This is a genomic window from Cylindrospermum stagnale PCC 7417 (assembly GCF_000317535.1).
In the GTDB taxonomy this organism is placed as follows: Bacteria; Cyanobacteriota; Cyanobacteriia; order Cyanobacteriales; family Nostocaceae; genus Cylindrospermum; species Cylindrospermum stagnale.
This window is the reverse complement of sequence record NC_019757.1, coordinates 6525776-6540092: the sequence shown is the minus strand read 5'-3', so window position 1 is coordinate 6540092 and position 14317 is coordinate 6525776. Positions and strand designations below refer to the sequence as shown.

14 protein-coding genes and 1 pseudogene are annotated in these 14317 nt (G+C 42.3%); 4 read left to right on the top strand and 11 right to left on the bottom strand.

Annotated elements, in window-relative coordinates; genetic code table 11:
* Positions 1-30: 30 nt before the first annotated feature.
* The 3 genes from CYLST_RS27660 to CYLST_RS27650 are packed head-to-tail and all read right to left on the bottom strand — an operon-like array spanning position 31 to position 1567.
* Positions 31-285, bottom strand: a complete 255-nt coding sequence (locus CYLST_RS27660; protein ID WP_015211043.1) for a ribbon-helix-helix domain-containing protein — start codon at positions 283-285, stop codon at positions 31-33.
* A gap of 38 nt (positions 286-323) precedes the next feature.
* Positions 324-1181, bottom strand: coding sequence for a hypothetical protein (locus CYLST_RS27655; protein ID WP_015211042.1), 858 nt, complete (start codon positions 1179-1181; stop codon positions 324-326).
* A 59-nt stretch (positions 1182-1240) separates the two neighbouring features.
* The gene (locus CYLST_RS27650) at positions 1241-1567 is read right to left on the bottom strand and encodes a hypothetical protein (RefSeq protein WP_015211041.1); all 327 of its coding nucleotides are present in this window, start codon (positions 1565-1567) and stop codon (positions 1241-1243) included.
* Positions 1568-1921: 354 nt separating this feature from the next.
* Between CYLST_RS27650 and CYLST_RS36600 the strand changes: the two genes are divergently transcribed.
* Entirely contained in the window at positions 1922-2098 is a 177-nt protein-coding gene (locus CYLST_RS36600; RefSeq protein ID WP_216595226.1) for a hypothetical protein, read from the top strand.
* Positions 2099-2116: 18 nt separating this feature from the next.
* Here CYLST_RS36600 and CYLST_RS27645 read toward each other — a convergent pair whose 3' ends face one another.
* The 3 genes from CYLST_RS27645 to CYLST_RS27640 all read right to left on the bottom strand — a co-directional run bounded on the left by CYLST_RS27645 (position 2117) and on the right by CYLST_RS27640 (position 4144).
* Positions 2117-2938 (bottom strand): alpha/beta fold hydrolase, encoded by an 822-nt coding sequence (locus CYLST_RS27645; RefSeq protein ID WP_041233963.1) that lies wholly within the window; start codon positions 2936-2938, stop codon positions 2117-2119.
* A 159-nt stretch (positions 2939-3097) separates the two neighbouring features.
* Positions 3098-3265, bottom strand: a complete 168-nt coding sequence (locus CYLST_RS35310; RefSeq protein ID WP_015211039.1) for a hypothetical protein — start codon at positions 3263-3265, stop codon at positions 3098-3100.
* Between the two features lie 153 nt (positions 3266-3418).
* Positions 3419-4144, bottom strand: a complete 726-nt coding sequence (locus CYLST_RS27640; protein ID WP_015211038.1) for a lysophospholipid acyltransferase family protein — start codon at positions 4142-4144, stop codon at positions 3419-3421.
* A 368-nt stretch (positions 4145-4512) separates the two neighbouring features.
* Between CYLST_RS27640 and metG the strand changes: the two genes are divergently transcribed.
* The 3 genes from metG (at position 4513) to lptC (ending at position 8118) form a co-directional block, all read left to right on the top strand.
* On the top strand, positions 4513-6114 hold the full coding sequence (metG, locus tag CYLST_RS27635; RefSeq protein ID WP_015211037.1) for a methionine--tRNA ligase: 1602 nt from the start codon (positions 4513-4515) through the stop codon (positions 6112-6114).
* 133 nt (positions 6115-6247) lie between these two features.
* A complete protein-coding gene (locus CYLST_RS27630) occupies positions 6248-6877 on the top strand; it encodes a LabA-like NYN domain-containing protein (RefSeq protein WP_015211036.1) in 630 nt (209 codons plus the stop codon).
* Positions 6877-8118, top strand: a complete 1242-nt coding sequence (gene lptC / locus CYLST_RS27625) for an LPS export ABC transporter periplasmic protein LptC (protein WP_015211035.1) — start codon at positions 6877-6879, stop codon at positions 8116-8118. Before CYLST_RS27630 ends, lptC begins: the two co-directional genes overlap by 1 nt.
* Positions 8119-8350: 232 nt before the next feature.
* On the opposite strand, the gene CYLST_RS27620 is transcribed toward lptC, so the two are convergent.
* The 5 genes and pseudogenes from CYLST_RS27620 to CYLST_RS27600 form a co-directional block, all read right to left on the bottom strand.
* Positions 8351-9673: a D-alanyl-D-alanine carboxypeptidase gene (locus tag CYLST_RS27620; protein ID WP_015211034.1), complete on the bottom strand. Its 1323-nt coding sequence runs from the start codon at positions 9671-9673 to the stop codon at positions 8351-8353.
* A gap of 513 nt (positions 9674-10186) precedes the next feature.
* Positions 10187-11257 (bottom strand): LOG family protein, encoded by a 1071-nt coding sequence (locus tag CYLST_RS27615; RefSeq protein ID WP_015211033.1) that lies wholly within the window; start codon positions 11255-11257, stop codon positions 10187-10189.
* A 373-nt stretch (positions 11258-11630) separates the two neighbouring features.
* Positions 11631-11975 (bottom strand): annotated as a pseudogene (trxA, locus tag CYLST_RS27610) (thioredoxin); the annotation flags it as partial.
* A gap of 312 nt (positions 11976-12287) precedes the next feature.
* Positions 12288-13451, bottom strand: a complete 1164-nt coding sequence (locus CYLST_RS27605) for a GuaB3 family IMP dehydrogenase-related protein (protein WP_015211031.1) — start codon at positions 13449-13451, stop codon at positions 12288-12290.
* 144 nt (positions 13452-13595) lie between these two features.
* Positions 13596-14126: a YdcF family protein gene (locus tag CYLST_RS27600; protein WP_041233961.1), complete on the bottom strand. Its 531-nt coding sequence runs from the start codon at positions 14124-14126 to the stop codon at positions 13596-13598.
* Positions 14127-14317: the final 191 nt, after the last annotated feature.

Here is a 14317-nt window from a genome sequence, read left to right as displayed (position 1 = left end):
GCAAGACATCTGCCAGAGAGGATAAATGTTTTATTCCCTCGGACTAAATCGAGCTAAAATTTGATTGACAAAAATCTCACCGTCAATCGGTGCTGTCTGTTCTGAAACTACTATCGCCGCATCAATTTTTTCCCGTACATCCCTGACCCATTCAGTTTCAGCACGATCATACTCATCCAGCAATCGTAGGGCGATTTCTAGAACTTCCTCTACAGATTGGTATTTCCCAGCTTCGAGCTTTGTTTGAATAAAGCGTTCTTGGTTAGGTGTGAGACTGATGCTCATAAGAAACTTCGATTAAGTGAGTCTATATAGATAATATTTTAAGTGCAAAAGTGGTTTGGGTAACTTGTGCAATTACCTGATGAGGCTGGATTGTTTGGTTGAGGAAAGTCAAAGACTGAGGGAACATTAAAACAAAGTGGTTCAACTTTTAAATATTTATCGCCACATATTTTGTCCTGTGCGTTCTTAAGTTTCATCGCTACAGCTTGAGAGAGCGCCCAAGTAACTACTTCTGAGCGTTCTTGATCATTAAGTTTTTCGGCAATAATTTGCAAAGCTCTCAGCGTCCATGCTTGATCAATCGCTCTAGAAAACAATGTTACCTCATCAAACTCTAGCATCTCAGCATCTTGAAGGTTCTCGTAGTTTGAAGGTGAGACAGTATGCTCTAATACAGACTCAATTTCATGACGCCGCTCCGAACTCACCAGATTGGCAATATCTGGGAGAATTGGAACTAGTGCAGCAGGGGGAGATATTCGATTACTATGAAAATTTGCCCGGCGACACACATAACGTAAAATTAATTCCCATATCTCAAGGGCTGAACTAACTTCTTCAGAGAAGAATTGCCACCTTACCCATTGCTCAAATTTAATAGCAACATCCTGTCCAAGTTGTTGAGCGAGATCAAATAGTGCATTGGTAACTACCAACGGTACAATTTCACTCTCCTCTTGATGAATATTGATTGTAGAGTTACGTTTCTGTAAGCGTGTCTTATATTCAATAACCGCCCGTTCATAAATAGCTATCCAGACATCTAAATTTTCAATTAGTGCATTTGGTAATTCCAAAATAGAAAGAAAAGGTTTTGCCCAATGTAAAGTCGGCAGAGACAAAATTGGTAGCCAAAATTTACTTTCATCTTCTCTCCAGAGGTTTTCAAGTTGCATAGGTTTCTCTGCTGATGATTTACCTAACTTCGTTTATAACTGAATTTCTTCTTGGGTGTTTAAGTAGATTTTTCCAAAAAGAGTTGTTTGTTGTAAATTGCAATATTGTTCCAAAATAAGTCTTCTGCAAAGAACATAATCAGACAGTAACAACTCTCAGATTCAGAGCTTGGGTAATCCAACCAAGTGACTACAATTTTTCCTGTAAATGACTCTCTTAACTGTTCAAGTTGATGCTCAATTTGAGCAATACCACTGCATATCAAGGTTAAGTCTAGCCATTTACCAGAGGGTTCATGGAAAAGTCGCTTGAGAAATACTTCTTCATACTCAACTAGGTCTGCTGAGATATTGGAAAGTCTATCTTCTATCTTTAGAAATTCCATAAATCTTTCATAATTTGCATAAAAATGTTAAACTCTGCTTCCGTCACTATTCGCCGATCACCCTTTCTCAGTAACTTGAGATGTTGATCTCGACTACGGTTAGCAACAGTAGTAACTTGCTTTCCTTTAGGAGAAAAGAAATGTTCCCTGGTCAGCTATCTATTGCAGCGAATGGAGACTTATCAAGGTTTGTCAATTTTGACTACAAACTTGAAAGACTCCCTGGATAATGCCTTTTTGCGCCGTATCCAGTTTGTTATCAATTACCCCTTCCCTGATGTCAAAGAGCGTACAGAAATTTAGCGGCGAATCTTTCCTAAAAATGTACCAATTCAGGAATTAAATTACGCTACTTTGGGGCGGTTAAATGTATCTGGTGGTAATATCCGCAACATCGCTTTGAATGCCGCCTTTTTAGCAGCTGATGCTGACGAGCCTGTGATGATGAAACATCTCAAGGTAGCCGCTGAAAGTGAATCTCGGAAGATTGGAAAAATATTGACTGATACTGAAGTAAAAAACTGGATATGAGGTTAGACGCTACTTTGTTTATCCCCTCACCTCTAATTCTTGAACTTTCGGCGCATTACTTTCTAAAAAATTTTGACTCTTGAGAATTTCATAGAGGTTAGTCTCTTCCTCCAGCAAACAAGCGTGTCCACTATCAGGTAATACCACCATTTTGGAATTGGGTATAATCTCAACTAACCGTCTCACCTCCATCTCAGAAGGTAAAAGGCGATCGCTACCACCGGCAATTAATAAAACTTGTTGAGTCAGGCTACGTAACTGATCTTCATCCACCTGAAACTCTCGCAATAAAGATAACCGCCAGTTGATGGTTTCTGGCGGCACGGAACGCATAGTTTTTAGTAGTTCATGGCGAACATTGCGACACATCCGTACCAAAGAGGCGAGAAACGGTAATAGCCCCAGGGCGCCGACATCATAAAAATAAGCTGGCACAAAATCAGTTAGTTGTGATGCCCAATTATACCAAGGGCGGAGTTGAAAGCTAGAAGCTGGGTTAATCAGGATAATTCGCTTAAATAAGTGTGGTGCTTGGGTACTAACTTTCATCGCCAAACAACCCCCAAAGGACTCACCACATAGGTAAACAGGACGCTGGGAGCTTTTTTCTAATTCCGCGTGGATCAAGTCCAATACGCTGTTAGTTAGGACATCCCAGGTGTTGAGGTCTTGTCGGGGGATCGCCAAACAACGGACATCAAAGCCAGCTTCTAATCCAGCAGTTTGCGATCGCAATAATTGACCAGTTCCATCCATTCCTGGCAAATACACAAACAGCGGATACTCTAGTTGTATTCGTTGAGGAGTCAGGAAACATGGCTTCAGTTGAACTTCAGACATATAAAATATAATTTCAAGTTTTTTGGTTTTATCTAATTTATCCTGTAAAGATTTTATACTTTTCAGTCTGATGTAGCTCGTCATTTAAGCAGGGAAGGAAAAGCCACACCAGCGAACGTTAGTTGCGACAACTTACCCCAGAGCACCGCGTTGCCTGCTTTAGCCGCCTTCATACTCTCTAATCAATGTATCTGCTAATTCTCTAAAACGTTCTTGCCATTTAGGAACATTTCTGAGTTTATCCCTGACGCCTTGTCTCACCTTAAAACAGACAGGCTTGGTATCATATGCTTCTGATTCGTTAGGCGTAAATAGAATTTTCGGCATCTTTAAATTTCACTGAAATGTCTGATATACTGGACAGTATATAGCAAAAAAGTTTATTAAGTACCTTAATGTAAAAATTAATTAGTCTCATCAAAAAGTTGAAAGCAGTTCTTGTAAGGAAAGAGAATTTGGGAAAATTGGGTCAAAAATAGACTAATAACAACCTTGAAGCAGTAATTTAGCAATTTCTCCATGACAGTGTTCAGTGAGTTCATTAACCACATGTTTTGCTTGTTTCCCTTGATATTTTTGCTGATGTTGAGGTGTAATCCAATAAGGACGACCGATTAACACCGCCACCCGACGATAGACGACTAAGGGATGCAAACCAGGTTGATTAAATAAAGGTTCGTTCGGGTCAAATAAACTCAATAGCCGCAAAGGGAAACCAGGGGTGTTAACCTCCTCTAGAGATGCGATCGCAATTGGTAAAATTGCCAAATCCGGTACAGCCGCGCGCAATGCCAAATGAGCAAATCCCCGCTGAAATTCACCCACCATGTCCGGCTGAGTAAATTTCACCATTGGTTGGGTTCCTTCTGGAAACACCCCCACCATTTGCCTAGACTGCAACAGCATCTGTGACTGCACAAAAAAGCTTTGCTGGCGGTTTTTCGTTTCTTCTAAGGGAAAGCACCCCAATTGTTTGGTGACAATCTCCCGCATGACTGGAACTTGTCCCATATAGTGATGACAAGCAAAGCGAATCGGACTCGACAGGGCCGCCATTAAAACCAGTGCATCCATAAAGCTACGGTGATTGCTCACTACCAAAACGCTAGCATCATGGGGAATCCGATCCTCATGATAGCGAAACATTTGTGTTGAAAGTGATGCCAGGAAACAACGAGAAATCTCCAGTGGGCTATTTAGACTCATAGCTGATCAATATATTTTTTCACAAAATATCGCAGTTTATCTTGACTTAATTTTTACATTTCTTTACCACAATTATGACCATCTTAAGGTAGAAATGCCTTGACTACAGAGCCAGGTAAATTTTTCTGAGTTCAGGATTATGTATTCTCCGTCACAATAAATTAAAGAAAAACCTTTTGCTAAGATTATGAGGGGCTAATTTCTCTATTTTGGGGATAAATTAGCTAGATTTATACACATTATAAAATTGGGAAATTTGCTAATATTAGGATGTTGTGTGAAAAAAAGGTAGGAATGTTATATAATTACGTGGTTTTGCCGAGATAACTTCGATAGATAAGGTTTTAATAAGTTGTTATTTATTCTGCATGAATCTAGTGGATAAAACAGAAAAAACATTTGCGCTGACAACACCGCTATATTATGTCAACGATGTCCCCCACATTGGCAGTGCTTATACAACGATGGCAGCAGATGTAGTGGCGCGATTTCAGCGGCTTTTGGGTCATCGAGTACTGCTGATTACCGGCACAGATGAGCATGGACAGAAAATTCAGCGGGCAGCAGCAACTTTAGGGAAAGCACCACAAGAGTTTTGTGATCAAATTGTGCCTAGCTTTGTTAGCTTGTGGGAGTTGCTAGGTATTGAATACGATCGCTTTAGTCGGACTACCGCGAATCGCCATGAAGCGATCGTCAAGGAATTCTTTCAGCGAGTATGGGAGAGTGGTGATATCTACCAAGGGCAACAACAAGGCTGGTACTGCGTATCTTGCGAAGAATTTAAAGATGAACGGGAACTGCTACCAGGAAAACATTGCCCCATACATACTACCAAAGAAGTTGAGTGGCGAGACGAGCAAAACTATTTCTTTCGCTTATCCAAGTATCAAGCGAAACTAGAAGAATTTTATCAATCTAGACCAGATTTTATCCAGCCAGCAAGCCGGCGAAATGAAGTCCTCAGTTTTGTGAGTCAAGGTTTGCAAGACTTTTCGATTTCACGGGTAAATCTAGATTGGGGTTTTCCCGTACCAGTTAACCCAAAACATACCCTTTATGTCTGGTTTGACGCGCTGCTGGGTTATGTCACCGCATTGCTAGAACCAGATGCAGAACCGACTTTAGCAAATGCCTTAGAGACATGGTGGCCAATCAACCTGCACCTGATTGGTAAAGATATTCTCCGCTTCCATGCAGTTTATTGGCCAGCAATGCTGATGTCAGCTGATCTACCCTTGCCAGAACGAGTATTTGGCCATGGCTTTTTGACCAAAGACGGTCAAAAAATGGGGAAAACTCTGGGTAATACCCTTGATCCTATAGCCCTAATCCAGCGATATGGTAGTGATGCCGTTCGTTATTACTTCCTTAAGGAAATTGAATTTGGCAAGGATGGAGATTTTAATGAAGTTAGGTTCATTAATGTTCTGAATGCAGATTTGGCAAATGATTTAGGTAATTTGTTAAATCGCACCTTGAACATGGTGAAGAAATACTGTGCTGGCAATGTACCGTTAATCGCCAATGAAGCCATTCCGGCTGAAAATCCTTTAAAAAGGATTGGTTTACCCCTAGGGGAACAGGTGAAACAAGCTTATGAAGCGCTAGCTTTCAATCAAGCCTGCGAAGCCATTCTTTTGCTGGTGCAAGCCAGTAATAAGTTTATTGATGAACAAGCTCCTTGGACATTATATAAACAAGAAAAGCAGCAGGAAGTGGAAGCAGTACTGTATGCAGTTCTAGAATCGGTTAGACTAGCAGCTTATCTGTTCTCCCCCATTATTCCAAATATCAGTAGCGATATCTATCAGCAGCTAGGCTTTGGAATAAACTTTAACAATCAAACAGAAAGTTCAATTGCTGCACCTTTTGCCACCCATGCAACCTGGGGCTTACTATCCCATAAACAACAGTTGGGCACACCTCAACCAGTTTTTAAACGCATAGAAACCCTGAAAAACGATTAGTTCTTTCAATTTTTGATTTTCTCAAAAAATTTATTCGGGGCTTAACTTATTAGCCCCGGAAGCTTATCATAAGCCGCTCTAACAAGCATCTAAAAGTTGGTAATTTGTATCAAAATTTACAGGTAAAACAACAATGTTGAATAATTTGGAAAACGACTCAATATTTACGCCAGAACAGGTTTTGGAAAATCGGGGTCGTGTGGCCATCTTTATTGATGGCTCAAATCTATTTTATGCTGCACTGCAACTAGGAATCGAAATTGATTACACGAAGTTGTTATGTCGCTTAACTGGTGGTTCTAGGCTGTTGCGTTCTTTCTTCTATACTGGGGTAGACCGGACAAACGAGAAGCAACAGGGGTTTTTGCTGTGGATGCGCCGCAATGGCTATCGAGTTATTGCTAAGGATTTGGTACAGCTACCAGATGGCTCCAAAAAAGCCAACTTGGATGTAGAAATAGCTGTAGATATGATGGCGTTGGTAGATTCATATGATACCGCTGTCTTAGTCAGTGGTGATGGGGATTTAGCTTATGCTGTGAATTCGGTAAGCTATCGCGGTGTGCGGGTAGAGGTGGTAAGTTTGCGTTCGATGACGAGCGATAGTTTAATCAATGTGAGCGATCGCTATATTGATTTAGAAGCGATCAAAGAAGATATCCAAAAAACCCCCCGTCAAAGCTATCCATATCGACCCTTATCCGGTGTAAGTTTTTTGGAAGACCCACGATTAAGTGATGGACACCTAGAAATTCAAGAGTAATGAAGCATCAACAAGGCAGGAATAATGGGAGAAGAACTTCAGAGATGCAAGGGGGAAGTAAAACACAATCCCCCCACTTTTATACATCCCCGTTTCTTTTTTATTTACAATCGAAAGTAAATTGGTGTTACCTGCCTTTGAGCTTATTCTTGGTAATCGGTTTAGCTGCCTGCGGGGGTAAATCCCCCACAGCCTCTAAACCAGATGCGGCTAACCAAAAATCGGATAGCAATTTGACTTTCTTTGGTGTTGATTTTGAACAGTTTGATGAAGTGGGGCGACCGATTTGGAAAGTCAAAGCTAAACAAGCAAAATATACCAAAGAAAAGCAAATTGGTCAAGCTGAAAGTCCCTCTGGTGAACTATATCAAGACGGCAAAGTGGTTTACCAAATTAAAGCAGAAAAGGCAGATATCGAGCAAAATGGAAAACAACTGTTTCTCAAGGGTAAAATCCTCGCCACCGATCCGGTTAATGGCATTGTGTTGCAAGGCAATGAATTAGAATGGCGTCCCCAAGAAGATTTGCTAATTGTTCGCAACCAGATCAACGGAACTCATAAACAATTACAGGCCGTGGCCCAGGAAGCACGAGTCAAAACCCGCGAACAAATCATGGAATTTTCAGGAAAGGTAGTAGCTAATTCTGCCGAACCACAATTACAAATGCGAACCGAGCATTTGACCTGGCGAATCAAAGAAAATAAATTAATTGGCGATCGCCCTATACAAATTGACCACTATAAAAATAATCAAATAACCGAACGTGGTAGTGGAAATGCTGCCGAAGTCAACTTAAAAACTAAAATTGCCACAATCAAACAAAATTCCCAACTAGAGTTACTAGACCCACGAATGCAAATAACGAGTAACGCTATGACCTGGAATATGAACACGGAAACTGTCGCTACAAATTCACCCGTGCGCGTGTTCCACCGTGCCGAAAATACGACTGTAACTGCCAATCAAGGCGAAATGAAGATCCCACAAAGAACGGTTTATTTAACAGGCAATGTCAATGCGATTGGACAACGTCGCCAGTCTTTAAAATCGAATACACTAACTTGGTATCTGGACAATAAGTTGCTGTCAGCTCAGGGAAATGTAGTTTATCGCCAAGTTGACCCGCCATTAAATTTTACTGGTGCAACGGCTGAGGGTAATCTGCAAACCGAAAATATTGTTGTCAAAGGTGGCAATTCTGGCGGCAGGGTAGTGACAGAAATTATTCCCCAAGAATGAGTTAAGGGTCAAATGATTTTGGATTTTGGATTTTGGATTGCCCCCATGCATCAATGCAGGGACTTGAATAAAGAATTGTAGATTTTGGATAATGGAATTGTTCCACAAACAAATTTGGTTGCTCTGAGACCTTTTTAGATTTTGAATTTTGAATTTTCAATTCCATTATCTAATATCTAAAATCTAAAATTTGGTCAAGACTAATGACTTATGGATCTTGCCTCTTGCCTGACTAACTTCTCAACAAAATTTCATTCCGGCTGGCTGCACCCAGTTTGGGTAGAGAGTTGATTGCCGAATGGGGAGTGAGGGTAGTGGGAACAACGGCAGGTATTTGCAATTTTTGAATCAGACTTTGCAAAAATTTGTCTTGTCCAGTCCGAAATCCTGATACATTTGGGCCACGGTTGAGGATAGCAAACCAGACCAAACCGCGATCGCGTGTGGGTATAACTCCAGCTAAAGCGCTGACATCTCGGAGAGTACCAGTTTTAATCACAGTAGCGCTGGGGAGGTGTCTAGCGTGCATTGTCCCTCGGTGATCAAAGCCAGACATGGGGAACAAGTCAGCCAAAGTTAGCTGATGAGCGACGGCTTGCTGTTGCAGTGCCATGAACATAGCACATACTGCTCTGGGGGAAATGCGATTTTCTGGGCCCAGTCCCGAACCATTGATTAACTGAATTTCTGAGTGCGGCACTCTAGCCAAATTAGCAGCCATTGATTGGACTACAGTTGATCCTCCCACTGACTCCGCCAACATTTCTGCCATGTCGTTGTTGCTGAAAACATTCATCTCCTTGATCAGTTGCTGCAAGGGTAATGAGCGATGACGTACCAGCAAGGTTTGTTGAGGGTTAGGCTGTGCTTCTACTTTGACGGTACCAGCGATGACGACTTGGGGCTTGGGTGTTCCCTTGGGCATAATCGAGTATATATAAACAGCAGGACGGGACCAAGCGGCTGAATTCAGCGCTTGCTTGAGTATTTGACCTGCTAGTTGGGGATGACGCTGGAAGTTCATGGCAAAATTGCCAGTGATCACCAAATTTCCCTTTACCTGCTTGATTCCCAGCTTATTTAGACTATTCCCCAAGGCGATCGCTTCCTCCCAAACAAACATCGGGTCACCACCACCAGTAATGACCAAATCGCCTTGCAACACCCCATTAACTATTGGCCCTGTAGCACTGACCAAAGTCTCAAATTGGTGGTCTGGTCCCCAAGTTTTGAAGGCAACTAATGAGGTAGCAACCTTAGTCAAAGAAGCAGCAGGTAGAGGCGTCGTACCTTGGTGATTAGCCATGAGCATCGGTCCCGACTGCATCCAAATTCCCTGACTCTGAATTAAATTCTGCGCCACTAGCTTCGAGGTGATCAGTCCCTTGAGATATTCCTGCACTGTCGTCGGTCCAGCTGGATTTGGATCAGGGGCAATAACCAAGCCAGGACTACTTTGCCAAGCCAATGCATCTAACGCATCTAAAGGTTTGATCTGTACCCCAGCCATTTCCAGCCAGAGTGAAACCAAACCTGAACCCAATAATTCCAGCATGTTTTATTCCTCTGTCTTTGTTAGGATGTCCTATATTGTTTCCTGTGCTAATATACAAGCTTTTTCATGCTGATCAGCATTGAGTCATCATAACTGGTGTTTTTTACATTAAAAAAGTAGGCTATATCACATGCTTTTAGTTGCTCACTAAAGAATTCCAGAAAGCTTATCATTTTAGGCGCAGGAACGCACAACAAAAATTTGCATTTGAACCTACCACAGTGTAGAGACAATTCATCAATGGTCTCTACCTAGAGAGAGAAGTTCACTTTGTGTTTTTCACTCAGTTGATAACATCTGTAAAGTCAATCATTGGTATTGCAGATTTATTTGTATTGAAAATGATGATTTGTGCAGTGGGCAGTGCATAGTACTATTAATCACTGTGAACACTACCCATTCAAAGAATATGAAATTTTATAAATAGAAATATTGGCAAATTATTCTGGTAATTAGACCTGGCAATCGTGGGTTGAAAATTTAATCAAGGGTGGCAAAATCCACCCCTATTGCCTACTTCCTTTCTGGATGCACAGCTTCTTCTGTCGAAGGAGTAACCATCTGGTTAATCGCTGCAATCATCTGATATAAGCGCCCTAAGTCCCGTTGATTGAAGTACAAAACAAGACGGGGTAGCTCGACTGTTTCATCTTGCCCTTCTTGAGGTAAAGCAATACTTTTTTCAATTCGTCCTTTCACAAGAATATCGTTGAAGTTAGCATTGAGTTGCTCAACCTCAGCAGCTGATAAATCTTTGCTCAGACGAATCACCAACTGCTCACCTACGTAGCGGCTAGAGTGATAAACCTGGTAAAAACGAGTAATGGCATTGCAAGCTACTTCTAAGTTGTCTGTCACCGTGTAAAGGCTGGGGTCTTCGGGACTGACAAGACCTTTTTGCACCAGTTGCTGATCGATATATTGGCTCCAAGACAGCCAGTAATCACCGCCAGGAGAGTCAATCAAAACCAGAGGGACTGGGCCAAATTTACCCGTCTGGCTCAATGTCATACATTCAAAAGCTTCATCTTGGGTGCCAAAACCGCCCGGAAACAAGGCAACAGCATCACTTTCTTTCAAAAGAAACAGCTTGCGGGTAAAGAAATACTTGAAGTGAATTAGCTTGGGATCACCATCAATAAAGGGATTAGCCTGCTGCTCAAAGGGTAGCTGAATATTTAAGCCAAAGGAATTTTCTCGTCCAGCACCTTCGTGACCTGCCTGCATGATACCGCCACCACCGCCTGTCATCACCATGAATCCTAACTGAGAAACAGCGCGAGCAAATTGAAGTGCCATGTGGTACTCTGGGGTCTCTGGCGCTAGACGAGCCGAACCAAAGATAGTCACTTTGCGGATATGTCGGTAAGCATAAAAGAGCTGGAAACCCCGCTCCATATCTGCTAAAGCAGCAGACAGTATCTTCCAATCAAGACGTTCAATTTCACTATCAGCCAAACGTACTATCGTGGCAAGTGCCTGCTGGATTAATTGCCGATTTTTTAACGTTGGTAAACGATCAATCAATTCAGCGATATCCGCTTGGAGAGACTCTAATGTGTCAAACGACGCAGATGAGGTCATGAGAACCGCCGCAACAATGGCATTATATTTTACCTAAATTTGGCGTGCAATTTATCAATTGTCTCCCATTACTTATGAGTCAACAATCCGAAGTAATATCTGTTGATTTTTAACTGCGGCGTCACAATAAAAAGCACCTTTGGTTAACCATTTACCAAGGCGCTGGTGACAACTGTCATTTTTCTGCAATCGTCTAAAACACAGATCTATTCCTTTAGCAGGATATATCCTCGGTGACGTTTAAACTTCCAATTTTTCTTGGCAAAAAGTTTTGCAGAGGCACAAAGCTCGCGCCTCCCAAACTTGTTTACAAATATTTACCTAAAACTAGAGCAAATGGGCAACTCAAAAGGATTTTGTTGCCGATTGGGTTTCAAAGATACTTTTCCAAAGTGTTAGATAGTGTAGTTTTAGGCACGGCACCGACAACCATATCTACTTTCTCTCCTTTCTTAAAAATCATTAATGTGGGAATACTGCGGATACCATACTGGCTGGCGATCTGCGGATTTTCATCAGTGTTTACTTTCACGACCTTTAGCTGACCTTCATACTGCACTGCAATTTCCTCGACAACAGGAGCTACCATCCGGCAGGGGCCGCACCAGGGGGCCCAAAAGTCAACTAACACAGGACAATCGCTGTCGAGTACTTCTTGCTTAAAACTCGAATCCGTTACACTTGTGGCTGCTGACATGCCTAAAAACCTTTGCCTATTATATTTCTCAGTTTCGTGAAAATTCTACCATAGCAAAAACATCTGCTTGGGAGTGAAGGATGTACATTTGCAAAGAAGCTCTAGAATTTATTCACAAATAAGGAACCGCCCGAACAGTAGTCCGGGCGGAGTGTGGTGTGAGGAGTGAACGGAAACATGCGTCTCCGCTATCTCTATTGTAGGCGACAGATGTGATTTTTCCAGAGATTGTTTAAAGCTCTAGAAAAATTTCTTTAATGGGTAAGGGCGAAAAAGATAAGGGGGAAAAAGGTAAGAGTTTTTCCCCTGGACAGTCCCCAGGGACTAGTCCCCTTACTTACCCATGCCTAATTGTTGAGCTTTTTGGTAGACTTTACCTTCTGTTAACAGGGAAGGCGCAATCACTACTTCAACTTGCTGCATTTCTTTAATGTTTTTGGCTCCCAATGTGCCCATGCTAGTTTTTAAGGCTCCCACAAGGTTATGAGTGCCATCATCTAGTCCAGCAGGACCAATGAGTATTTGTTCTAAGCTACCGGTAGTACCAACGCGAATGCGGGTGCCACGGGGCAATATTGGGCTGGGAGTCGCCATGCCCCAATGGTAACCCCGTCCTGGGGCTTCTGCGGCTCTGGCGAAGGGGGAGCCAATCATCACGCCATCAGCACCACAGGCGATACACTTGCAAATATCGCCGCCGGTGATTAAACCGCCATCAGCGATTATGGGGATATAAATCCCAGTTTCCTGGTAATAATCATCTCGTGCTGCGGCACAATCGGCGATCGCAGTTGCTTGGGGTACTCCCACACCCAACACCCCACGGGAGGTACATGCGGCACCAGGTCCAATTCCTACCAACACCGCTGCTGCACCAGCTTTTAACAAATTCAAAGTGACTTCATAAGTCACGCAATTCCCCAACGCCACAGGGATGGGCATCTTCGCGCAAAATTCTGCTAAATCAAGTGGTACTAAGGACTCCGGCGACAAATGCGCCGTAGAAACCACCGTTGCTTGTACAAAAAATAAATCTGCCCCAGCTTTTGCCACCACCGCACCATATTTACTTGCACCTGCTGGTGTAGAACTCACCGCCGCAATGCCGCCTTGTTGTTTAATTTCCTGAATACGTTGTTCAATTAATTCCGGCTTTATTGGTTCGGCATAGAGTTCTTGCATTAGGGAAACAAATTCATCTTTGCCCACAGAGGCGATCCGATCTAAAATCGGCTCTGGGTCAGCATAGCGAGTTTGGATACCTTCTAAGTTGAGGACGCCTAATGCTCCTAACTGTGACAAACGTACAGCCATACGAACATCGACTACGCCATCCATCGCACTAGCAATTATCGGGATTTCTCGCTCAACATTACCAATACGCCACTTAGTATCTGCCAAACTCGGATCGAGTGTTCTGTTACCGGGAGCTAGAGCAATTTCATCAATTCCATATGCTCTGCGAGCTTTTTTTCCCCGCCCAAGTTGAATTTCCACGCTTTAACTTTTCTCAAATCTGTTTAAGCTAGGGTATCAAATTGTGGGCGTATTGGGGGTAGTTTTTTGCAAGTAATTTCTAAGAAGCTAAGGAATCAAAGAAAGTGTGTCAGGACAATATAGTGCCAATTAAAATAACTGAATTTAGCGTTTATTTTTAGCTGCATCGGCACCAGTATAACCAGTTGCTACCCAAATGATTGCTCTAGCTCCATCGCGGATAGATTTTTGAATTGGTTCTGGACTTTTTTCCGAAGGAACTGGTACTGGCTTAAACTCAATTCCCCGACTGCCCAAAATAATCTCACCAATAACGCAAGCGCGGCGCATATGAAAGTCGGAAGTAATTAAATAAACGCTTTTGATGCCACGAGCTTGCAAATCATCTACTAACGTAGTAAAATTAGTGACTGTATCAACCGCTTCATAATCCAAGTGTAAACGTCTGGGATCAACTCCAGCCTTAGAAAATACCTGTTGGGTGAACCTCGGTGGGCTACCCCCAGTAATCCAAATGGGTATATTTGGATGCTCACGGGCAAAATCTGCTGTAAACTTCTCCCGCTCTAAACGTCTAGTTGAACCGCCCAAAACTAACATCGCTTGGGGGTGCGAAAATTGGTTTTGCACTTCTTTATATCCCCACCACATTAACAGTGGTAGAACAAAAGCTATAAACCGAAAACATTTACCTGTAAACAGTAGCTTATTCAAGGCTCGATAGGTTCGTCTGTTAAAACAAAAACTTTCTTTAACAAGAATAAAAACAACAAACACAATTATCTGGAGTAGCAAAGTTCTGCAAAGTTGCCCGAATAAAAATTTGGGTAATCTTGTGTCTCAACGCGATTAAGCGCGTTAAAACG